This window comes from Nitrospinaceae bacterium (genome assembly GCA_018669005.1).
In the GTDB taxonomy this organism is placed as follows: Bacteria; UBA8248; UBA8248; order UBA8248; family UBA8248; genus UBA8248.
The window spans coordinates 1-22,817 of the sequence record JABJAL010000060.1 but is presented as its reverse complement, the minus strand read 5'-3'; the positions used below and the strand labels follow the sequence as shown (position 1 = coordinate 22,817).

The 22,817-nt window shown below is 53.7% G+C and carries 20 protein-coding genes; 14 read left to right on the top strand and 6 right to left on the bottom strand.

Translation table 11 applies throughout. The features are described from left to right. Positions 1–558 precede the first annotated feature (558 nt). The 4 genes from HOJ95_08150 to HOJ95_08135 form a co-directional block, all read right to left on the bottom strand. A complete protein-coding gene (locus HOJ95_08150; protein ID MBT6394663.1) occupies positions 559–1,608 on the bottom strand; it encodes a Fic family protein in 1,050 nt (349 codons plus the stop codon). Between the two features lie 510 nt (positions 1,609–2,118). Then, positions 2,119–3,843 (bottom strand): recombinase family protein, encoded by a 1,725-nt coding sequence (locus HOJ95_08145; GenBank protein MBT6394662.1) that lies wholly within the window; start codon positions 3,841–3,843, stop codon positions 2,119–2,121. After that, positions 3,836–4,279 carry a DUF2924 domain-containing protein gene (locus HOJ95_08140; GenBank protein MBT6394661.1) on the bottom strand — a complete coding sequence of 148 codons (444 nt, stop codon included), beginning with the start codon at positions 4,277–4,279 and terminating at the stop codon, positions 3,836–3,838. The genes HOJ95_08145 and HOJ95_08140 overlap by 8 nt, the downstream gene beginning before the upstream one ends. Positions 4,280–4,478: 199 nt before the next feature. After that, positions 4,479–5,399, bottom strand: coding sequence for a LysR family transcriptional regulator (locus HOJ95_08135; protein MBT6394660.1), 921 nt, complete (start codon positions 5,397–5,399; stop codon positions 4,479–4,481). 392 nt (positions 5,400–5,791) lie between these two features. On the opposite strand from HOJ95_08135, the gene HOJ95_08130 reads away from it, so the two are divergent. The 14 genes from HOJ95_08130 (at position 5,792) to HOJ95_08065 (ending at position 19,910) form a co-directional block, all read left to right on the top strand. Next, positions 5,792–6,676: a CoA transferase subunit A gene (locus HOJ95_08130; protein ID MBT6394659.1), complete on the top strand. Its 885-nt coding sequence runs from the start codon at positions 5,792–5,794 to the stop codon at positions 6,674–6,676. After that, the gene (locus tag HOJ95_08125) at positions 6,666–7,439 is read left to right on the top strand and encodes a 3-oxoadipate--succinyl-CoA transferase subunit B (GenBank protein MBT6394658.1); all 774 of its coding nucleotides are present in this window, start codon (positions 6,666–6,668) and stop codon (positions 7,437–7,439) included. The genes HOJ95_08130 and HOJ95_08125 overlap by 11 nt, the downstream gene beginning before the upstream one ends. A 40-nt stretch (positions 7,440–7,479) precedes the next feature. Next, on the top strand, positions 7,480–8,754 hold the full coding sequence (locus HOJ95_08120; protein ID MBT6394657.1) for an ArgE/DapE family deacylase: 1,275 nt from the start codon (positions 7,480–7,482) through the stop codon (positions 8,752–8,754). 6 nt (positions 8,755–8,760) lie between these two features. After that, positions 8,761–9,717 (top strand): TIGR03619 family F420-dependent LLM class oxidoreductase, encoded by a 957-nt coding sequence (locus tag HOJ95_08115; protein MBT6394656.1) that lies wholly within the window; start codon positions 8,761–8,763, stop codon positions 9,715–9,717. Positions 9,718–9,759: 42 nt separating this feature from the next. Further along, complete coding sequence (locus HOJ95_08110; protein MBT6394655.1) at positions 9,760–10,812, top strand: PLP-dependent cysteine synthase family protein; 1,053 nt, start codon at positions 9,760–9,762, stop codon at positions 10,810–10,812. A 67-nt stretch (positions 10,813–10,879) separates the two neighbouring features. Then, on the top strand, positions 10,880–11,935 hold the full coding sequence (locus HOJ95_08105; protein MBT6394654.1) for a PLP-dependent cysteine synthase family protein: 1,056 nt from the start codon (positions 10,880–10,882) through the stop codon (positions 11,933–11,935). 35 nt (positions 11,936–11,970) lie between these two features. Beyond that, positions 11,971–12,834 (top strand): branched-chain amino acid ABC transporter permease, encoded by an 864-nt coding sequence (locus HOJ95_08100; GenBank protein MBT6394653.1) that lies wholly within the window; start codon positions 11,971–11,973, stop codon positions 12,832–12,834. A gap of 1 nt (position 12,835) precedes the next feature. Continuing rightward, positions 12,836–13,819 (top strand): branched-chain amino acid ABC transporter permease, encoded by a 984-nt coding sequence (locus tag HOJ95_08095; protein MBT6394652.1) that lies wholly within the window; start codon positions 12,836–12,838, stop codon positions 13,817–13,819. Next, a complete protein-coding gene (locus tag HOJ95_08090; GenBank protein ID MBT6394651.1) occupies positions 13,816–14,574 on the top strand; it encodes an ABC transporter ATP-binding protein in 759 nt (252 codons plus the stop codon). Before HOJ95_08095 ends, HOJ95_08090 begins: the two co-directional genes overlap by 4 nt. A 14-nt stretch (positions 14,575–14,588) precedes the next feature. After that, positions 14,589–15,326: an ABC transporter ATP-binding protein gene (locus tag HOJ95_08085; GenBank protein ID MBT6394650.1), complete on the top strand. Its 738-nt coding sequence runs from the start codon at positions 14,589–14,591 to the stop codon at positions 15,324–15,326. An 87-nt stretch (positions 15,327–15,413) separates the two neighbouring features. After that, positions 15,414–16,625, top strand: coding sequence for an amino acid ABC transporter substrate-binding protein (locus tag HOJ95_08080; GenBank protein ID MBT6394649.1), 1,212 nt, complete (start codon positions 15,414–15,416; stop codon positions 16,623–16,625). Positions 16,626–16,692: 67 nt separating this feature from the next. After that, positions 16,693–16,953, top strand: a complete 261-nt coding sequence (locus tag HOJ95_08075) for a hypothetical protein (GenBank protein MBT6394648.1) — start codon at positions 16,693–16,695, stop codon at positions 16,951–16,953. After that, the gene (locus tag HOJ95_08070) at positions 16,954–17,496 is read left to right on the top strand and encodes a hypothetical protein (GenBank protein MBT6394647.1); all 543 of its coding nucleotides are present in this window, start codon (positions 16,954–16,956) and stop codon (positions 17,494–17,496) included. Positions 17,497–17,621: 125 nt separating this feature from the next. Further along, complete coding sequence (locus tag HOJ95_08065) at positions 17,622–19,910, top strand: xanthine dehydrogenase family protein molybdopterin-binding subunit (GenBank protein MBT6394646.1); 2,289 nt, start codon at positions 17,622–17,624, stop codon at positions 19,908–19,910. A 60-nt stretch (positions 19,911–19,970) separates the two neighbouring features. Here the strand turns inward: HOJ95_08065 and HOJ95_08060 are convergent, their stop codons facing one another. After that, positions 19,971–20,336, bottom strand: a complete 366-nt coding sequence (locus HOJ95_08060; protein MBT6394645.1) for a hypothetical protein — start codon at positions 20,334–20,336, stop codon at positions 19,971–19,973. Further along, the gene (locus HOJ95_08055; GenBank protein ID MBT6394644.1) at positions 20,311–22,140 is read right to left on the bottom strand and encodes an FAD-binding protein; all 1,830 of its coding nucleotides are present in this window, start codon (positions 22,138–22,140) and stop codon (positions 20,311–20,313) included. The genes HOJ95_08060 and HOJ95_08055 overlap by 26 nt, the downstream gene beginning before the upstream one ends. Positions 22,141–22,817: the final 677 nt, after the last annotated feature.

The following is a 22,817-nucleotide window of genomic DNA, read 5'->3' as shown; positions in this document are numbered from 1 at the left end:
CCTTGTTGCCCTCGGGGGGAGGCTTAAGGCGATCAACCCTTATCTTCGTGATTTTCATGACGGCCCTCGGGGATTCTGTGTCAGCACTATGTCAGCACGAGGCATCGAAATGCCGGGAATTCAGGGGAACATCATGCCCTGGAAACCCTTTGTTTGTCTAGGTATATCAAGGGAAAGGGAACTGTAGGGAATTCAGGTTATCTGACTGGCAGTCATGAGGTCAGGGGTTCGATCCCCCTCAGCTCCACCACGCAGTCATTGTAATTTTTTTATACGCAGTACCTAATACCTTTAGGCCCCGAATCCCCCACGGTTCGGGGCTTTTTGGCTTTCGGGTTCTCTTGTCTGCGGCGCAGAGACGGCAATATCCAAGAGATTGAGTCCCTGCCCCCCGAACGTCTCTACTGGCCTGTTTTTGGGTCGCACATGGGAGAGCCCCTGCCAGATTGTATCTTGGATACTGCGGAAATCTTCAGGCAGAAAATTAAAAAAGGTGTAAAAAAAGAGGGGAGTGGGGAATCCTTTGGACTTCAAAACTCAACGTTCCGTTTCCTCGCCTCAGGAAAACGAGTACCAGGTGCCGCGGCCGGCGCCATGTCTTGTTAGATGCCCCTTCTCCGCGAGAGAGCGGACATGATCCTTTATCGTGTTTCTGTTGACGCCAGTAACTTTCCCTGCTTCGCTGATCGTCACGCGGCCATGCTCGCGGGCTATTTCCATGATTCGAATCGAGAGTTCGGGTAAATCCCCAAGCAAAATCCGCTCCCGCTCAATCTTTCTCTCAAGCTGATTCTTCTGCTGTACCAAAGCTTTGAGGAAGTAAAGGACCCAGGGTTGCCAGTCCGGTTCGTCCAATCTGATTGTGCCCTGCGTTTGGCGAAGGGCGAGATAATAGGATTCCTTGCTTTTTTCGACCACGCTCTCTAGCGAAGAATAGGGGACATAAGAATAACCGGCGCGAAGCAAAAGCATGGTAGTCAGAATTCGAGAGAGGCGTCCATTGCCATCCTGAAACGGATGAATTTCAAGGAACACAACGGTAAAGATCGCAGCGGCGAGAATTGGATGATGTGAGTTTTCCTCAAGGCTCTGATGAGTCCAGCCTATCAATTCAGTCATGAGACGAGGTGTGTCAAATGGCGAGGCCGTATCGAATAAAATCCCCAAGCTCTCGCCGTCCGGACCAAAGGCTTCAACATGATTTGGAATTGTCTTGTATTCGCCGCGATGTCTCTCGTCTTTGTCTGAATATTTTAATAGGTCGCGGTGAAGTTGTTTGATGTGGTTTTCGGTGAGGTCGATCGCTTCCCAGTTTTCAAATACGCCGTCCATGGTTTCAGCGTAACCGGCGACCTCTTGCTCGTCCCGTGTGGAGAATGACCTGATTTCAATATTGGAGAGAAGTTGCTCCACCTGGCGATTGCTCAGCTGCGATCCTTCTATGCGTGTCGAGGAGCCAATGCTTTCGATTGTGGCCACACGCCTTAATTTTGAGAGCCGCTCAGGTGCGATTCGGCCGATGGCACGCCACGTACCTTTGAACTCATCGATTTCAGCGATGAGAGCCAAAATCTCGTGTGTGATCTGAAGTGATGATGAATTTATCATGGTATCCATTTTCCCATCCATTTCCATCCGATAACAACTTAGCGTATCTTTCCTACATTTGTCCATCCGTTTCCACCCAATTAGCTGGAAGGGTTAAAAATTCAAATTTCGCTGAATGTTTTGGGGAAAATCCCATAAAATATTGAAAAGTTGTAATTTGTTCTTCGCAGACTCCGTGCTAGGCAGTGAGGTCAGGGGTTCGATCCCCCTCAGCTCCACCACGCAGTCATTGTAATTTTTATATACGCAGCACCTAATACCTTTAGGCCCCGAATCCCCCACGGTTCGGGGCTTTTTGGTTTTCGGTCTCTCCCTTCTGTGGCAGAGAGACGGAATTATCCCAGAGTTTGGCCCTTACCCTCCAAAAGTCTCTGCTGGCCTGTTTGGGGGTCGCACATGGGAGGGTCTCTTCTCGATTGTACATTGCACACTCTTGAGATTTTCAGGAAGGATTCGCTATAGACCCTCAGAAATGAGGGTTCGTTGAGTTGCGACTACATTTTCATATTTTTAAAATCCGAATTCCGCTCGTTGTTCCTGCCAGTCCACGGGTAGGAGTTTTCTTTTGATCAGGCGTGATGTTGTTAAGTCAGGAGGCTGACTCCCTTCTAAAATGGCCTTCGTGATATCGGGTGCCAGGAAGGTCAGCCTGATGAGCCGGGTGAGATAGGATCGATCCATTTGTTCTCGTCTGGCGATTTGCCAGAGACTAAGGCCCCCTCCCGCAACGAGCATTTTCTTCATGGCGTGTGCCCGGACAATAAGATTGACCAGGGCAGGGTCGGGTACTCTCGGTTTTTCATTCTCGGTCTCCACGATCATTTTCATCTCAATTCCCCGTCTCTTGAGGTTAGCGGGAACCGAGAGGACTAGAGGAGAACTCTCCTCTGATTCTTCGTGTGCCGGAGGGATGTTTTCGTGCCCATCTTCAAAAACTTTAACGAGCCGAGCAGGAGAGAGATGGATGTCGATTCGGTCAGGATGGATCTCGATTCGGGGGATAATGGTCAAGAGTATGGAGCGAACTTTTGTCTTTGATAATCCATGCCACTTTTTGGCGAGAGATGTGGCCAACCCTAAAATTCTCTTTTGCTCGGTTCCCTTGAGGGAGAGCGCCTCTATGGCCTCAAACACTTGAGGGCGACTCCCTAAAAAATCCCAAACTTTTCGGATGACGATCTGCTCGATATCGTTTGCTGGTATTCGAAAGCCTCCATCATCCCTGTTCTTTGTAAAAAGTGACCTTGAGACATAGTAGCGGTAGCGCTTTTCTTTTTTGACGGCGTGGCTTGGCGACAGACGCTCTCCTCGTTCATCCCATAAAAGCCCTGCAAGAAGGCTGGTGTTTTTTGTTTTGGCTCCGCTCTTCTTGATAACCTCGTTTTCCTTGAGCAGGGCCTGTACCTTCTCCCAGAGCGCCTGGTCCAAGATGGCTTCATGCTCGCCCAGATAGCGATTTTCCTTATGGCGGATTTCGCCCAGGTACACCGGGTTATTGAGGATCTTGTAGAGCGCCCCTCGGGCGATAGGATTGCCACCCAGGAGCTTTCCGCTTTTAGAAATTCTTTTCTTGCTGACGATTCCCCTGATGTCGAGATCGTTTTTTAGCTTTCGAACGGAGCCAAGCCTGAGGTAGGCATTGAAGATATAGCGAACAGTTTCGGCTTCATCGGGATTAATTAAAATCTTTTTATCCGCCGAATTGTATCCAAGAGGGGAGAGCCCCCCCATCCACATCCCTTTTTTCTTTGAGGCCGCAATTTTGTCCCTGATCCGTTCCCCGGTGACTTCTCGCTCGAACTGGGCAAATGAGAGTAAGACATTGAGCGTGAGTCTTCCCATCGAAGTGGTTGTGTTGAAAGCTTGTGTCACCGAGACGAAGGAGACTTGCCTGTTATCAAATAGTTCCACCATCTTCGAAAAATCATTGAGCGACCGGGTAAGCCTATCCACCTTGTAGACGACAACGATGTCGATCTTTTCTTCCCCGATATCTGAAAGGATTTTCTGGAGCCCCGGGCGCTCCATCGTCCCGCCCGAGTAGCCGCCGTCATCGTAGCGCCCGGGCATAAGTTTCCAACCCTCATGCCTCTGGCTTGTGATGAAAGCCTCACAGGCCTCCCGCTGGGCGTCGAGTGAATTGAAATCACTATCCAGGCCTTCCTCGTGTGATTTGCGGGTGTAAATCGCGCAGATGAGTTTCTTCCTGGTTTTTGGAGATGAGGATTTATTCATGGCGGGCCTCGCTTCCGCTCAGGCCAAAAAACCTTGGCCCTGACCAGCGGGCGCCCGTGATCTCCCGGGCTATCCGGGAAAGGGATGGATAACGGCTTCCGTTAAATTCGAAGCCGTTATCAAGAGCGGTCACGCTGTAGGTCTTTCCGTGCCACTCGCGGACATACCGAGTCCCTGGCTTTGGCGCGGAAGGCGGAAGTGGTGTAGCCTTTCTTCCCTTACCAAAGCCTTCCACGAGCGAGCGGAGCCTCCTCGCCGTTTTCCGGTCTATGCCCCCATATGAAGCTTCCTGAAGATGATGGGCCACAGCCCGGGTGAGAAGGTCGCGGCTCATCTTGGGGGGAGGCGGGGAGCCGTAGATTTCGTGCCATTTCGCGCGGAACTTTTTAATTGTCCATTCGGCCAGGGCGGCGATTTCCTCTGAAATCTGGATCATATCGAGATTCTCCTTTCAGCCACATGGACGCTTCCTGGACGGAAAGAGTCAAGTGCTGAAATTGGCAAAATGGGGATAAATCAGAAGTAATCGGGGGAATTTTAAGGAAGAAAAGATCCTGGTGTATTCCCCCGGAATTGGGCGAATTAGTAATTCGCCATGCACAGGTCCTATTATTGCTGTGCACAGGGATAGCGTATTAGAGGAGCATACGTTCTAAATTATTTTTCTGGCTCGTATGCAGTGTTTTGCGAAGCATAGCGAGGTAATCGTTTGCGTAGGGAGGAAGGTGGACGTTAGTGCGGCGAAAAAGGCCGATGCGCTTTTTTCCAAATAGATGGGAGGCGTTTACGGCATGCCATCCATCCTTCGATTCGGGTCGTGGCCAGAGGGCATTTACGATGGCTACGCCCGCGCCGTTCACCACCGCATCGTTAATCAGGGAATAAGATGATGTTTCAAGGATAACATTAGCGCTTAAATATTCCTGCGAGAAGACCCCCTCGATGTGTTGCCTGTCCGCAGTGCCTTTCTCTAGAAGGACTAATGGATGTTGTGAAATTTCAGGCAGGGTTATATTGGTCCCCTGGCTTAAAGGATGACCCGGTGGACATAGGAGCAAATAGTCTGTGTCAGTCCATTCTTCAAAGGAAAAGCTTCCGTGCACTTCCGGCGATGAGCCAAAAGCGAAATCGACAGTACCATCCGAAACCAATTGAAGAAGGTCAGTCCATTTTCTTTCAAGTACTGAAATTTGTACATCCGGGTAACGCTCGCGAAATGTTAGCAATGCTTTTCGATGGTCTTTCAAAATTAGCATCGGTGCGGCCTCGGCGACGACGAGCCGACCGTGGGTTTCGCCTCGGAGGTGGCGCTCCAGTGTGTCGAGGGATTCGAAAAAGGGTTTGAGCCCATTAAAGAGATATTCGCCGCTGGGCGTAAGCTGAAACCTTCGGCCCACAATCCGGTATAGCTTAATTTGCAGATTATCCTCGAGCGCTTTTACCCGGATGCTAAGGGCTGGTTGTTGAATAGGGAAGGAAAGTTGTCTTGCGGCATGAGTAAACCCACCATATTTGGCCACATAATAAAAATACTCGAGTTGCCGTAAATTCATCATGGTATTTGCCCTCAAATAATTCTGCTTTAATTTAGGGGAAATTTATTCAAGCCATTTTAAGACAAACAGATAAATAGATGTATTTTGGATCGGAATCCCGCCCCATAGAGATGGCATATTATCTTGGAATCATTAAAAAAATCAATGATTATGATTTGACTTTTTGGCGTTGTGCTCACTCTGCGGGACGCTTATCTTTGTAGCATACCAATTTTTGCAAATGCCACACACATTTTATAGCTGGAATTATTGCCCCACTTTATTAATATTTCTCCCTTTTCTTAGGGAACTGGTGCTTATCCACGATAAATGGAGAAAAAAGATTGACGCAAAGCTATCTTAATCTTCGAGAGCAGACCCAATCGCGCGACAGAAGCCTGAGGGAGAAGGTGATGTCGCTCGAGGAAGCCTGCAGTTATGTGAACAACGGCGACCACGTTGCATTAGGCGGCTCGACGGCCTCACGCACTTCTACTGCCATGTTATGGGCGCTTATCCGCGCGAAGAAAAAAAAGCTGTCCTTTTCCCGGAGTATTGTCTCAACTGAGGGAGACCTCATCTTCGCTTCGGGCATCGGTAACCACATACTCACGAGCTGGTTCAGTCAAGGAATTGTATGGGGTGTTTCGCGCGTCATGCGCCATTTCACCGAAAACAAATTGGCGCGCTTTGAGGAGTGGAGTCACATGTCCATCGGACTCCGCTACCGGGCGGGCGCGATGGGCGTCCCGTTCATGCCCATGCGATCGATGATGGGCTCTGATGTTGCTGGCCAACTCGACAATTTGAAGGAAATCGATTGCCCATTCACGGGCGAGAAAATCATGTTGGTGCCTGCGCTGAATCCCGACGTCGCGCTCATTCATGTCCAACGTTGCGATGCTTTCGGAAACGCGCAGCTCGACGGTCTTACTTTCATGGACATCGACATGGCGATGGCGACCAACCGTGTCATCATCACAACCGAGCGGATTATCTCGAACGATCAAATCCGCCGGGCGCCGGATCAAACGAAAATTCCGTTTTTCACCGTCGATGCCGTTGTGGAGACTCCTTACGGCAGCGCCCCGCATGAGTGCTACGGCCTCTATGAGCCCCTGTTTTCCCACATGGACTATTACGCCGAGCTCACGCGAAAGGACCCTGTTGCGGGCGCGAATGAGTATCTCGAAAAATTTTACTACGGGCCTAAAAACTGGACAGAATATCTGGAGCTTATCGGGGTAGGGAACTTGCTGGATGCGTCCCGGAGGGGGAGGAGCATCTATGACGACTGAGACGAGAAACTGCACGGCATCCGAGCTTTTGTGTGTGATGAGCGCTCGCGCACTAGAAGATGGCCAGGTCGTTTTCGCCGGGGTGGGCATCCCGCTCCTGGCCGCTACGTTGGCCCAGCGCATGCACGCGCCCGGAGTTACGATTTTGTTCGAAGGGGGCACCATCGGACCTCATGTGGTTCCGGGCGAATTACCGCCCACGACGAATGAGCAGCGATGCACCCGGAAGGCCAATATGCTGGTCAGCATTACGGAAGTTTTACTCCTTTTGCAGCGTGGATATGTGGATGTGGGTTTCATGGGCGGCGCACAGATTGATCAATACGGAAATCTAAATAGCTCGCTTATCGGCTCTGTTGATGAGCCTACTGTCAGGCTGCCCGGCACGGGCGGCGGCAACGATATTGCAAGTCTTACGAAAATGATCGTCGCCATGCCCCAGGAAAAACGCCGCTTTGTGGAGAGCGTGGACTTCGTGACAAGCCCCGGATATTTGAAAGGCGGGACTAGCCGTAAAGATTCGGGGCTGGTTGCGGGCGGTATGCACCGGGTGGTGACCGACCTCGCGGAGCTGAGCTTCGATGAGGAGACGGGACGGATGAAAGTCCTCGATCTTCATCCCGGCGTTACTGCGGAGAAAGTTCAGGAAAATACCGGATTTGAACTCATTATCGGGCCGGACGTGGGCGTTACCGAATTGCCCACCGATGAAGAGTTGGCGGCTCTTCGCCATCTTGACCCCGACAAAGTTTATACGGCCTGAGCCTATTTTTTTAGGGGCAGCCATGAGCCAGGGAACAGCCATGACCGATGAAATCAGACAAAAGATTCTCGACGAAGTGGACTCGCAGCGCGAGGAAATCGTCGAACTCTTGATCACCCTCGTTCGCATACCGAGTGTTACGGGCGATGAGGGTGAGATCCAAAATTATATCGCGGGTTATTTGCGCGATATGGGGCTTGAGCCCGATGTCTGGGAATCCGACTGGGAGGCGCTCAAAAAACATCCCGAGTACGTGCCCGTTACCAGAGGCTACGAGGGGCGGCCCAACGTTGTCAGTGTGTTGAAGGGGTCGGGCGGGGGGAAATCTCTTCTTTTAAACGGGCACACCGACACCGTGCCGAACGGCCCGCCCGATGCCTGGGAGCACGGTCCGCTTTCGGCGGATGTGGTTGATGGCCGATTATATGGCCGCGGGTCCTCTGATATGAAAAGCGGCGTTGCCGCCATCATCATGGCGGCGAAATGTTTCTTGGACGCAGGTCTCAGGCCCAAGGGCGATGTCATCTTGGATTTTGTTGTGGATGAGGAATTGAGCGGCCACGGAACGCTGGACACCATACTGCGCGGATATACGGCGGACGCGGGAATTTGCTGCGAGACGAGTGAAAACGCGGTTCAACCCGGTTGTATCGGGCGCATCTGGTTCGAGATTCTCGTCAGGGGAAAAGCGGCGGGAATTCAGCGCCGCTACGAGGGCATAAATGCCATCGATCTGGGGTACAAGATCGTCCAGGCAGTGGCGGACCTGGAGAAAAAGCGTCTCGAAACAGTTTCGCATCCCCTATATCCCAATATCATAGACGCGATTCCCTGCATGGTGGGGTCGATGGAGGCGGGCAGTTTCCCGAGTGCGTTCCCGGACACCTGCCTATTAAAAGGCAGCCTCGCCACGGTGCCGGGCGAGGATCACGATGCGGCCAAGCAAAGCCTAGTCGATCAAGTGGCCGAAGCCGCTCAGGGCGATCCGTGGATGAAGGATCATCCGCCCGAGGTCAAGTTCGTGGGCTACTACGCTGAGTCCGCCGCCGTGGACCGTGACCATCCCATCGTCAAGACAGTTGCCGGATGCTACGAGGAAGTATCGGGTAAGACGCCTGAAATATCCGGGCGCCAGGGCGCGGCGGATACCCGTTTTCTAAATGGATTTGCCAATATTCCCACGGTCATTTTCGGGCCTGGCCCCACTACGCAGATGCATGCCAATAACGAATGGGTCGCGGTGGACGACGTCATCGATGCGACGAAAACGCTTGCGCTTTCCATCATGGATTGGTGCGGCGCGGAAATGAGGTAGAAATTCATGGTGGACAAAGAAGTGAAAATCGGAATTGCGATGCGGAACTTCACCGCATTTCCCGAACTTCCTGATGCCCAGGCGCTGATCGAATACGGCGTAAAGATGGAGACTTTGGGTTTCGAGTCGCTTTGGGTGTGGGATCATATTTTGCTGGGCGTGGAACCTCACTTTCCCATTATTGAATCGCTATCGCTGTTGACTGCGGTGGCCGCGCGAACTGATAAGATCAAACTTGGCACGGGGGTTCTCGTTCTACCTCTCCGGAACCCCTTGGTCCTGGCAAAGCAGCTCTCCAGCATTGATCAGATATCGCAGGGACGCCTCATCGTCGGCATGGCCTCGGGCTGGTACAAGCGCGAGTTTGACGCCGTCGGCGTGCCCTTCGAGAAGCGCGGCAACATCATGGATCAGAACATCGAGATTATGAACCGGCTCTGGACGGAGGACATGGTTCGCGCCGAATACGGACAGTACAACCTTAGAAACTCCGTCATGTTTCCCAAGCCGGTGCAACAGCCGCGGCCGCAAATTCTCATCGGGGGTTATGTGGACCGGGTGCTGAAGCGGGCCGGCCAAAAGGGCGACGGATGGCTCACGTATTTCTATACGCCGGAAAGTTTTACGGCTTCTTGGGAGAAAGTTTGCCGCTTTGCCGAGGAAGCCGGGCGGGACCCCGCTTCTCTTGAGAGTACGAATCAGCTGCCCATTATGGTTGGCGGCTCTCGCTCGGAAGTGGAAGGGCCCATGAACGAGTGGCTGAACACGGAATGGGACTATGCCGACTGGAGCGATTCCACCGCCCAAAGCGCCATCATGGGAACGGCCGATGAGTGCGTGGAGCAGATCCAGGTGCACATCGCCACCGGTGTGAACCGCCTGATTTTTGTCCCCTATAAATATGAAATGGAACAAGTCGATATTTTGGCGAAGGAAATTGTGCCTCGCTTAAAAGGTATTTGATCATCGCTTCCGCTGGACGGCTTTATCTAACGGAGGGGACCGATGCAAACGGCTGAACTTGCATGGGGTTCATTAAGCACATATAGCGAAAATATTTTCGAGGCTGTGGGTTTTACCCCCCTGGTCAAACTCGGCCGGGTGGCACGGGACGTGAAGCCGGATGTTTTTGCCAAAGTCGAGTGGTTTTCGCCCACGGGCAGTTTGAAGGACCGAATTTATGCACAGATGATTTGCCGGGCTGAGGAGCGGGGCGACTTGCGCGAAGGGAAAATAATCCTGGAGTGCTCCTCCGGCAACGCGGGAATAGCATGTGCGGCGGCGGCGGCAGTCAAGGACTACGGCTGCATTATCGTCATGCCTGAGATGATGAGCGCCGAGCGGAAAAAAATGATTCGCGCCTATGGTGCCGAACTCATCACGACGCCCGGCGGCGAGAGCGATGTGGATGTCGCTCTCAAACGGATGAAGGAAATGGCGGCCTCTGCGCCAGAGCGCTACTGGGTGCCGGGGGAGTTTGAGAATCTCGATAACGTGGATACCCACTACACGACTTCGGGGCCTGAAATTTGGGAGCAACTGGAAGGGAAAGTCGATGCCCTCATCGCTGCCGTTGGCACCGGCGGCTGGCTCACGGGTGTGGGGCGCTATTTGAGGGAGAAGAATCCGGCGCTCAAGATTTATGGGGTCGAGCCCACGGAGTCGCCGTTGATTAGCGGGGGGGTTTGTTGTGGACACGGCATCGCCGGCATAGGAGATGGATTAATCCCCAATATCTTGGACTTATCGTTGCTCGACGGGATCATCACGAGTTCCACCGAGGAGGCCCTCCGGTTGGCGCGGCGCACCTCACGCGAGGAGGGTTTGTTTTGCGGAATTTCGTCGGGCTGCAATTTGGCCGCTGCCCTGAAGTTCGCACGCTCGTATCCGGAGACGGACCGGATAGTTACGATTTTTGGAGATTCTGGACAGCGTTATTTTTCCACCCCTCTTTGCCACGATGAGTTGGAGATGGAAGCCGCTCTTCAAAACGTGGTGGAAGGCGATAGGGAGGAGATGCTGAAAAAGTTCCGAAAGACATGGGAAATCATTGATTGATACGAAATTGATTGTGAAATTTGTTGGGTAATTTTCATGGTTGTTAAAGAAGCGGAGTGTAAATCATATGGTCATTAAGCAGCGCGCTTGGGATTCTTTCCGCCGCTATTCGGAAAATATTTTCGATGCCATCGGCGGCACACCATTGGTCAGGCTTAATAAGATGAGTGCCGGGATAGAGCCGGATATTTTCGTTAAGCTTGAGTGGTATTCACCGACTGGCAGCCTCAAGGATCGCATCTACTTCAACATGCTTGCGAAAGCTGTAGAGCGCGGAGATCTGAAGACGGGCATGACAGTCCTGGAGTGTTCCACCGGAAATGCCGGGATCGCCTGCTCATTTGTTTCGGCGATGATGGGATACCCCTGCATCGTTGTGATGCCGGAAGGAATGAGCGACGAGCGTAAAAAACTCATGCGCGCCTATGGCTCTGACCTGGTGTTCACGCCTGGCGGGGAGAGTGATGTCGATCTTGCGCTAGAGAAACTCGAGGAGATTCGAGCCGCCGAGCCCGAAAAATACTGGGTGCCCGCCCAGTTCGACAACCTTGACAACAACGAGGCGCATTACCTGACGACGGGCCCCGAAATATGGGAGCAACTCGACGGCAAAGTCGATGCCGTTGTTGCTTCCCAGGGTACCGGTGGCTGGGTGAGCGGTGTTGGTAAATATGTCAGGGAGCGAAATCCGGATGTAGGTCTGTATGCGGTCGAACCCGAGGAGTGCCCTCTTCTGAGCGAGCGGGGCTGGGGTCCGCACGGGATCGAAGGCATCGGAGACGGTTTTGTCCCCAAGGCACTAGAACTGTCCCTCTTGAGCGGCATCGTGACGACAACGACTGATGAATCGATAGAAATGGCCCAACGGCTTGCACGCGAGGAGGGGATATTCTGCGGCATATCCTCGGGCTGTAATGTGGCGGCGGCGCTCAAACTGGGCCGGGCGCATCCCGAGCTCGGCTGCATTGTCACGAATATCAACGACACGGGACAAAGATATTTTACAACCGCACTGTGCGGAGAAGAAAAGCATGTCGATATCCCCGAGCGGGATCACGCTGTGGACGCTTACAGCGCGGCGGAACTGGATAAATACGCTCCCGAATGGGAAATTATAAACTAAATGCAACAAAAAAACTGGCAGGTCTTGAACTCATGATCTATATCCAAATTCTAATCAACAGCATTCTTCTGGGTGGAATTTACGCTTGTATCGCCGTGGGCTTTTCTCTCGTCTGGGGCGTGATGAATATCCTGAATGTTTTGCACGGCACATTCTTGATGCTGGGCGGCTACGTAACATACTGGATGTTCAAACTCTACGGTGTGGACCCGTTTCTTTCGCTGCCGCTCTCGGCTGCTGTCATGTTTGTAGTGGGATACTTCGTCCAGCGCGTACTAATTAATAAAATTGTCCGCGCTCCGATGTTCATGTCTCTTATCCTCACTTTCGGGCTTCAGATGCTTGTTGTGCGTCTGGCGATTTATTTTTTCACGGGTGACTTTCGATCGGTCCAGCCCTCGTATGCCAGTTTTTCTCTTAAATTTTTCGGATTGATAATTCCTTTCGTCCGGGTTGCCATTTTTGTTTTGGGGGTGGCTCTTACGGGCATCTTGTTTTGGTTCATGGCTAGAACGCGTACGGGCCGGGCGATTCGTGCCACACGAATGGATCTGGATTCAGCCCAGTTGATGGGAGTCAATATCGGCAAAATCTATGCCATCACCTACGGCCTGGGTGCAGCTGTAGCGGCTACCGCGGGCTCGCTCGTCAGCGTGGGATTTGCCATCTCTCCGGTAAGTGATGTCGAGTTTTTATCCAAGTCCTTCATCATCTGCATCATCGGGGGGCTGGGAAATATTTCAGGGGCGCTCGCGGGCGGATTGATACTTGGATTGGCCGAAAATTTTGGCGCCCTGTATCTGGGGCCCGGTCTTCAGAACGCCGTTGGATATGCACTCCTTATTCTGGTGCTCTTTATCCGTCCGTCAGGCCTGCTGGGCCGCAAGGGATTTGAATAACATGTTTAAGCCTTGGTCAATTATTCAGTGGATTTTGATGGGGATGGGGGTGTTTGCCCTGATTTTTTTACCCTCGTTTTCGGAAAACGACGTTATCCGCACCTGGATGGACATTTTGATGATCGCCATTCTGGCCACGAGTTGGAATTTCATCGGCGGGTTGACGGGATATCCGTCGTTCGCGCCGGCGGCTTTCTTTGGTCTGGGGGCCTATGTCACGGCGATCATGATGAACGCAGGGTTTAACTTTTTCGTCACTCTTGTCTTCGGCGCCTCATTTGGCGGAATGGTTGCGCTGCTGCTCGGGATTCCCATCCTGAGGCTCCGCGGGCACTACTTTGCAATCGCCACGTTTGGGGTGGCCGAGTTTTTCCGCGAAATAGCCGATAACCTCCGCATCACCGGCGGAGGAGACGGCATCAATCTGCCTCAAATTATCGGGGGGCCGGACTACTTTACACGCTTTTTTTATTTCTCGATGTTGGGTGTCGCTGTTATGGCGTTTTTGGCGCAGTACTTCGTCACTCGTCATCGGCTGGGCTATGGCCTGGTGGCGATTCGCGAGAATGAAGATGCGGCGGCGATGACCGGAATCAACACCACGAAGTATAAAATCATCGCTTTTGTCCTTTCGTCCATTTTTCCTGCGATGGGCGGCGGGGTGTACGCCTACCGCGCGGCTTTTTTGGAGCCTTTCGACGTATTCGACATATTATTTTCGATTAAGGCCATCGTGATGTCCATGCTGGGTGGCGCGGGTACCGTCATGGGTCCCCTTGTGGGGTCATTTATCATGGAATATCTGGCCGATTTTCTTTGGAGCGAGTTCACGGAATTTCATAGCGTGCTGTTGGGGCTCATCATCGTGTTGATTGTTCTCTTTCTCCCCCGTGGGTTGATGGCGCTCTTTCAAGAGTTGCGGCTCAAGGGCTGGAGATCGCTGGGGTCAATACTGCATAGCAACATTCAGAGGTTCAGGGTATGAGCGAAGTGTTGCTCGAAGGGCGAGCGGTTTCAAAACGCTTTGGCGGTCTAACTGCGGTGTCTAATGTGGATTTCACCGTATTTAAGGGCGAAATACTCGGCCTTATCGGGCCCAATGGAGCGGGAAAAACTACGCTCTTGAATTGTATTACGGGCTTCGACTCACCCAACGGCGGCGAAGTATTATTTCGCGGGACGAGAATCGAATCGCTCAAGCCGCACGTCATTACCCGGATGGGCGTCGCCCGGACATTTCAAATCGTTCAACCTTTTCCGAATCTCACCGTTCTGGACAATGTCACTATGGGGGCTTTGTTCGGCTCCGAAAAAGCCCAGAAGGAAGTAAGGCTGGCCCATGCCGTCGCGGAGGAGAAGCTTGAAATGGTCGGCTTAATCGATAAGGCGGATAGCCTCGCCTCGCAGCTTACTCTTGCCGAGCGAAAGCGTCTTGAATTCGCAAAATCCCTCGCCACGGACCCCGAAATCCTTTTGCTCGATGAAGTAAACGCGGGCCTCAATCAGACCGAAATTCAAAGTGCGATTTCTCTTATTCAGAAAGTAAGAGACCAGGGAGTAACGGTACTTATCATCGAGCATTTGATGAAGGTCATTATGGACCTCTCAGATCGCGTCATCGTTCTCCATCACGGAGAGAAGATTGCCGAGGGTGCGCCGCGGGAAGTGACGGGCGATGAGCAGGTTATCAAAGCATATTTAGGCGAGAAGTACGTTGCCATGATGGAAAAACTGAACTAAGGCGGGACGGAATTATGTCGAAGGTGCCGGATAGCGGCTCAAGTTTGTTGGAGGTTCGGGATCTCAAGGGTGGGTACAGAGATGTGCAAGTCCTTTGGGGCATCGACCTCGAAGTGAAGCGTGGGGAAATTTTAGCGATTGTCGGCAGCAACGGTGTCGGAAAGACAACGTTTTTGCGAATGCTATCCGGTGTGCTCCCTCGTCAATCGGGATCGATAACTTTTGAAGGTGAGGATCTGGATGGAATTGGTCCCGATGGTGTCGTGTTTAGGGGAATTTCCCATGTGCCCGAGGGTCGCCGTCTTTTTGCATCGATGAGTGTCAAGGAAAATCTCTTGATGGGAGCGTTTGCCCGAAATTTGCCGGACAGTGAATTGAGTGTCGATCTTGAACGGGTATATAGCTTTTTCCCGCGATTGGCGGAGAGAAGAGGTCAACTCGCGGGCAGCATGTCGGGGGGCGAGCAACAGATGTGCGCGATAGGCCGCGGTTTGATGGCACGGCCCAAGCTCCTTTTAATCGACGAGCTATCTCTTGGCCTGGCGCCCCGGCTGGTGGAGGAGCTTTGCGGATTTGTTGAGCAAATTAACGAGGAAGGGGTGGCCATTATACTTGTGGAGCAAGATGTTCTGACGGCCTTCGAACTTGCCAGCCGGGCGTATGTATTCGAAACAGGTCGGGTGGTTATGGAGGGTGCCACGGATGAATTGCTGGAAAACCCCGAGGTGAAAAAAGCGTACTTGGGCATCTAGCCCGATAGTTTGGAATCAGAGCCCGTAGAAAGGGCATTGCGCGTATGCATTGCCTGATGATGCGGCTAACCAAGAGGGAGGTGCAGTATGAAAAGTCGAGGATTGTTGTTTGCTCTCGTTGCCGTTTTCTTCTTCTCGCTGAGTTTTGCCGGGAACCCTGGTCTTCAAACGGCTGAAGCGGCAGGCATGATCAAACTGGGCGCCGCGCTCCCACTCACGGGTCCTTTAGCCACGGAGGGGAAGAAACAGCGGGCGGGATATGAAATTTGGCGCGAACGCGTAAACGCCCAGGGTGGCATAAATGTCGGCGGCAAAAAGATGAAGGTGCAGATAGTCTACTACGACTATGAAAGTAAAACACCGACGGCCACCAAGCTGGCCGAGAGGCTCATTACCCGGGATAAGGTGGACCTCATCCTCGGCCCCTTCGGAAGCGGAGCGACAAAATCCGTTGGCGCCATCACTGAGCGCTATCAGATACCCCTGATCGCCCCGGTGGCCAGCTCCGAGCCTATTTTCAGCCAAGGCTACAAATACATGTTCGGGTTGCTGGCGCCGAACTCTTTTTTGCCCAACAACTTCTTTGATCTTCTCAAAAAGCAGAACCCGAGGCCAAAGACGATGGCCTTTGCCACGCGGAACGACTTTTTCCCACGCTATATCACCAAGGCGATTCGTTCGCAGGCGAAGAAACACGGATTTACGGATGTCTACTATGCCGAGTTTCCCAAAGACTCAAAAGACCATTCCACCTGGCTCACGGTGGTGAAGAGCAAAAAGCCGGACGTCCTGATGGTGGCGGGCTACCTACCGGACTCTCTGCTCGCGACGAAGCAGGCGAATGAGTTGGGCGTCAAGCCGAAAATCCTGTTCACCATGGTAGGGCCGGTTTATTCGCAGTTCACCGACTCGCTCGGTTCGACCGCGAACAATATTCTAACCGCAGCCTGGTGGGGAGAGGCGCTGGATTATAAGGGCAACTTCATTGGAACCGCCCAGGATTTCGGCAAGATTTGGAGAAAGAAATTCGGTAAGGAGCCGGACTATGTCGCGGCGGCTTCGACGGCGGCGGGTATTGTGGTCCAGCGGGCAATCGAGGCTGCCGGGACACTCAATAAGAAGAAAGTCCGGGATGCCATCGCCAATACCAATCTCCAAACTTTCTTCGGTCCTGTGAAATTCGATAAGCGTGGCCAAAACACTGCGAGCGCCATCGTTCTCTTCCAGGTGCAGGGCGGAAAGCGCAAGACGGTAGGGCCGCCGAGCGTGGCCAACGGCGCATTTAAATACCCCAGATAACAATCATCGCCGGGCGGGTGTGCCGCTATTGATGAATGGCGGCACACCCTTTGGAGAGGAGATCGAAATGCCGACTATCCGGCTGCCGAACGATGACGAAGTGCCCGAAGCGGCCAGAGAGCTGGTTAAGCGGATCAAAATTCGCGAGAAGCGCGTGTTCGGGATCGATACGCTTTCGAACGTCTGGCGGGCGATGGCCCATCATCCCGAATACATGCACGCGAACTGGGAGCGCTCCCGGGCCACCATGCAGCGGGGCGATGTACCCCCGCTCATCAAAGAGATGGTCGCCTCGTCGGTTTCGATCATGAATGCGTGCGAGTACTGAATGGACTCCCATATCGCCGCGGTCATGCGGATGGGAATCGACGAGAAAGGAATTACCGAGCTGATCGGGCTTGCGGATCACGTATCGGGAATGAACAAGGTCGCCTTCGGTCTCCTTCTGGATGAGGAGGAGGGGGGAGGGGCGCCGCTCTTGCCCTATCCGGAGGAGAGCGAAATCGAGCCTTCTGTCCTCGAGATGCTCTCCGAGGTGGAGGAGATGGAATCGGCCCGGCTGGGCCGGCCAGGCGTACCAGCCTACTGGCGCTCCCTGGCCCGGAACCGGCATTACTTCGAATCGACATGGAAAAAGCACAGACTCATGCTGGATGGGGGAGTGCTCGATATAGAAGCGAAGGCGGCGGTGGGCCTGGGTGTGAGCGCGACGAATGGGTGTAAATTTTTTGTTCGCTATTTTCACGCGGCTTTAGTAAACGCAGGCTGGGATTCGGGACGCATCCTCGAAATATTCGGAGTGGTCGATCATTACAACGGCTTTAATACGCTTGCGACCGGGATGCAGATTGAGTCGGATATCAGGCCGTAAATCGAAAAAATAATCAGTCCGAGAAGGATGAAATATGGATTATGTGTGTGTGCTTCATCCGTAGATGAAGCTTTATTAGCCGCCGAATCGGGCGTCGCCTTCGTGGCAGGTGGGGTTATACAAAAATGAACTCAAAAATGAATGCCCGCGTCGTCGGCCAGCGTATTCCTTCCATCGATGCGGCCGAGAAGGTGACTGGATCGACGATCTATATCAATGATCTTTCCCTTCCCGGCGAACTCGTGGGCAAGGCGCTCAGGAGCCCGCATCCCCACGCAAAGATATTGAACGTCGATACATCCAGGGCGGAGCGTTTGCCCGGGGTGGCGACGGTGCTTTCGCGGGACAATACGCCGGACACGTTCTTCGGTATCAACGTTAAGGACGAAACCGCGTTCTGCCGGGAGAAGGTTCGCTACGAAGGCGATGAAGTGGCCGCCGTCGCTGCGGTGGACGAGGACACCGCGCGGGAAGCACTCTCGCTGATCGAGGTGAAATACGAAATTCTCCCTGCAATTGTGGACCCTTTCGCCGCCATGGAGGAGGGCGGTCCTCTCGTGCACGATGCCGTCGCCGGAAACATGGCCAATCAATTCCATATCAAGCGAGGCGGAGTCGACGAGGCGTTCGAGAGCGCCGAGGCCGTTTTTTCGGATGAATTTCATACTCATCTGGCGCATCAGGCCTACATCGAGCCGACTGGTTGCGTTGCCCAATGGCACCCCAGCGGGCGAATTTCGCTCTGGGGCTGTCTCCAGTCGGTTTTCTTGATTCGCACCTTCTTGCTTTCCCCTGTCATGGGAATGCCGGCGGACGATTTTCGAGTGACGCAGACCAAACCTGGGGGCGCCTTCGGCGGAAAGCTCGACGTGAAGGCCGCGCTGATGGCGGCCATGCTCAGCCAGGCGGCTCAAAAGCCGGTGAAGTTCATCCTCTCCCTTGAGGAAGACCTTACTTCCATGCGGCCTCGGATGCCGGTCCATATCTCCCTCGAATCCGCCTGGAAGAAAAACGGGGCGCTGGCCGGAAAGCGGGTTAAGATCGTGGCCGAAAATGGTGCCTATTGCTCGCTTTCGCCCGCCATCATGAGTTCCATCGCGCTACGCACCGACAATCTTTACAAAACTCCGGCGGTGGAAATTGAGGGCAAGCTCGTTTATACGAACGTCATTCCTTCGGGGCAGATGCGGGGCTTCGGCAACGTCCAGGCCACTTATGCTTGGGAGAGCCACCTCGACAATGTGGCCGACGGCCTAGGGATCGATCCGGCTGATCTGCGTCTTCAAAACTACACCGAAAAAGGGGATGTCTCCTTGCACGGCTGGAAGATCGAAAGCTGCGCAGTGGCCGAGGCCACCAAATATGTGGTCGATAAAATCGATTGGAAGGCCAAGCGTGCCCGGGGCGGCAAGGGGCGCGGGGTCGGCCTCGCAAGCTGCATCCACGTTTCGGGCAACAAGGGCTTTTCCGCTGCGCTAGGGCCTGACGGCACAGACCCTTCGAGCGGTGTGGTTCGAATCGACGAAAAGGGCCAAGTGGAGATATGGTCGGGTGAATCTGATCTCGGTCAGGGCTCGGCGAGCGTGATGGCCTACATCGCTTCCGAGGTGCTGGGAATCCCGGTCGCACGGTTTAAAGTGCCCCCGACCGATACGGGATATATGCCTTTTGGGATGGGAGCTTTTGCTAGCCGAATCACCCTCATCGGCGGCAACGCCGTCAAACTCGCGGCCGAGGACGCCCACAAGAATCTGCTTGAAGCAGCCGCTGAGGTGATGGAAATTCCTGCCTCCGACCTTGAGATAGTAGAAGGCGAGGTGATGGCGAAATCCCTCCCGGACCGGAAAATGCCGGTGGGGGAAGTTGTTCGAAAGGCCGGGAACATTATCGAGGGCAACGGAAAATGGCTGGCCGGGGGCGATGTTCTGGACGATCAAAAATACGGCAACCCCTCGACAACTTACTCTTTCAGCACCCACGCCGCCGAGGTCGAGGTTGACATGGAAACCGGGGTTGTCTCTGTGATCAAGATTTACGCCGGACACGATCCGGGCCGTGTCATCAACCGGCTCGGCGCGGAGGGCCAGGTCGAGGGCGGTACGGTCCAGGGGATGAGCTACTCCATGCTGGAAGGGCTTTCTCCGGACGCCGGCCATCTGCGCGGCAGGAATTTTCACGACTACCTCATCGCCACCTCAATGGACGCCCCCCCGGTGGAGCACGATTTTTTCGAATCCATGGACCCGCACGGTCCCTTCGGGGCGAAGGGTCTGGCCGAGGTGGCGATAAATCCCATCACCGCCGCCATCTGCAACGCCATCTATCACGCAACCGGCGGCGCGAGGATCCACTCCTTGCCGATCTCGCCCGAGCGCGTACTCGAAGCCATTGAGGACGCCCGGGAGAAAGAGTAGGGATAAACCAGCGGAAAACCAACACAGGTGTTTGGCAGGGGGGTGTCTTTCAGGACCGATCTAGGAATCAGTGAATTCGTTTTTGCTGTACTCCGTTGCGTCCATCTTCTCGCCAAATTCGACGACGAGGTCGCGGATGAGTCGGAACCGAGGTATTGGCTCGATGACCATTCCGTCTTCCAGTGGAATCTGGCATGAAAGCATAGATTTTCCGTTCACGAGCATCTGGCAGGTTCGGCAGTCCTCAACCCGGCACGACCAACGAACAGCAAGAGAATGATCTATTTCCTCCTGGATGTACCGAAGCGCATCGAGAATCTTTATGCCCCTCCAGTACGGGACGGTATATTCTTCTAAGCGCCCTCCGGTCTCGCCTGCGTCCGGGTCCTGCCGGTGGACTTTAATCCTTAATGTGCGGTCGCTCATTGACAACTTCCCTTGGGTCAATCGTGGTGACGTGAACGGGTTCGGTATGGGTAGCCATGGCGCCGTTAGAATCCTTGTGCAGATAGATATTCTTGAGCCAACTCTCGTTGTCCATCGCCATGCAGTCGTCGCGGAGGTGGCAGCCTCGGCTCTCGTTACGCTCCAGCGCCGCCCGCGCGACAAGTAGGCATGTGTCCAGCTGGCGCGGCAGGGTGACGGCGGTTGCCCATTCAAGATTGAAGGTTTTGGGTTTTGTGCTCAGCTTGAGGCGGGGAAGTTTCTCCGTCTTGGCTTCCTCAAACCAGGAAATGGCCGATTCGAGGTTTTTTTTGTCGCGAATGATGCCGACTTGATCCCACATTTTTTCCTGCATCTCGATGCGAAGGCGAATTGGGCTTTCTCCCTCACCCGCCCCATCCATCCATCCGAAGATTCTGCTCTGCTCGGCGAGGGTTGTTTCATCGGGAACGGCGGCGCCTTCGCTTCGTCCCGCGTAGAGGGCGGCCTCCCGTCCGGCGACGCGGCCCAGAGCGACGACATGGGTTAGCGCGTTTCCGCCCAGCCGATTCGCCCCGTGGACCCCGCCCTGAATCTCTCCAGCCGTGAAAAGGCCCTGGACGGTGGACATCATGTTTGTGTCGGTGCGGACGCCGCCGCCAGTGAAGTGGGCTTTGGGCGCCACCTCCATCGGTTCCTTGGAAAGGTCGAAGCCGACCCGTTCGCATCGGACCATGTAGCTTCGTGGAACGGATTTACCCCCCTGGAACTGGGTGAATTCGTATTTCATCACCTCGGGCGGGACGGTGCTGAGGTCCATGAAACACCCCCCGTGCGGTGTGCCCCGGCCCTGGCGCACCTCGTTGTAAATGGCATAGGAGCGGATGTCGCGTGTGGTGTTCCAGGAGCGCACATCGTCATAGGCGGCGAGGAAATCCTCGCCCTTCGAGTTGGTGAATTTTCCATGTTCGCGCAGCTTGGGGCGCCAGCCTGGAAAATTTGTGAGGGTGGGGTTGATGTGGGTGAGGCGCGGATCCGCCTGGGTAGGAACGAACTGGATGAACTCCATATCAACCATCTCGGCGCCAGCCTCATACGCCATCCCGTGCACATCGCCAGCCGTTTCCACGGTATTGGTCGAATAGCGGAAGGGCCAAAGCATGGCGTAGCCGCCGGCGGCCAAGACGATAGCTTTCGCTTTCACGGTGACGTATTCGCCGGTTTTCCAGTCCAAGGCGGCGACGCCGCCCACACGGCCTTCATGGGTCAGAATCGAGGTGACGAGAATGTTTTCCATCCAGGGGATATCGAGTTTTTTGATCTCTCGCCGAAGTGCCCACATGATGCGGGGCCCCGTCATGAATCCGTAGTGTACGGAGCGTTTACGCGAGTGTCCGCCGGGCGGCCACACGAGGTCGAATTTTCCTTTCTCGTCCTTGCGGAAAGTCTGACCGCCTCCCCACTCGTCCAGTTCATGGAGGGTGGGGGGAGCTTCGTTTGCATAAATCTCGACAAGCCGCTGGTCGGCCGTGCAGTAGCCGCCGATGACCGTGTCGTGAAAGTGGAGTTCGGGACTATCGTCGTCTCCCACAGCTGCCGTGCAGGTGTGGCCTGCGGTGATGGTTCCCCCACTTCGGCCGAAGGTGCCGCGATCGAGAATCAATACACGGGCGCCGCCCTTTTTCGCGTGGATAGCGGCTTCTCCTCCCGCGCCGCCCGAGCCGACGACGACGACATCAGTTTCTATCTGTTCATGTCCACCTGAAGCCATTATTTCAACCTTTGGTGAGAGAATTTTTCGTTCCATCCGGGCACATTTTCATGTCCGACTCGTGCCCGTAAATTATTAAAAATAAATCACTTATTAATAATGAAGGGATTATAAATATGATGTTATTATAGGTGAAAACTAGGCCTAGCGTCCAACTATCGCAGGGGTTTTCATTGAATGGAACCGTAGGAGGAGGTTTTCGGTCAATAGGGTGTGGGTGACGAATTACTAATATTTCAAGAGGTGGGGATTAATCGAGGGTCAATTTCCCTGATAATTCTTTATTGTTCCCTGTTAATTATATTAAATTCCCTGTTCCAAGTTCTGGCTGGAATTCCGAAAACTCTTTAATTCATGGGTGTTTACAGCGGATTTCGCCGGCAGAATAGGCCAAAAACGCCAAAATTCCCTGTATTTTCCCTGTTAAACAGGGAATTTGGCAGAGACGGGTTCGCGGAAGACTCCGACCTCCACCAAATAATTCAAAGGGTTCCGGGATATTCTCGGAGCCCTTTTTTTGTTAAGTGTCAGCACTATGTCAGCACTATGTCAGCACGAGGAATCGCTTTTAGGGGAAGAATCTCGTCGTTTCAGCAACTACTGTCGCCGCTCCTACGGCAGGGATAGGCGATGTTGATAATTCCCTACTCGGACAAAAACACACCCGCACCGACCGCCCCCTCAGACGCGGTTTTAGGCGTAAATTACTAATG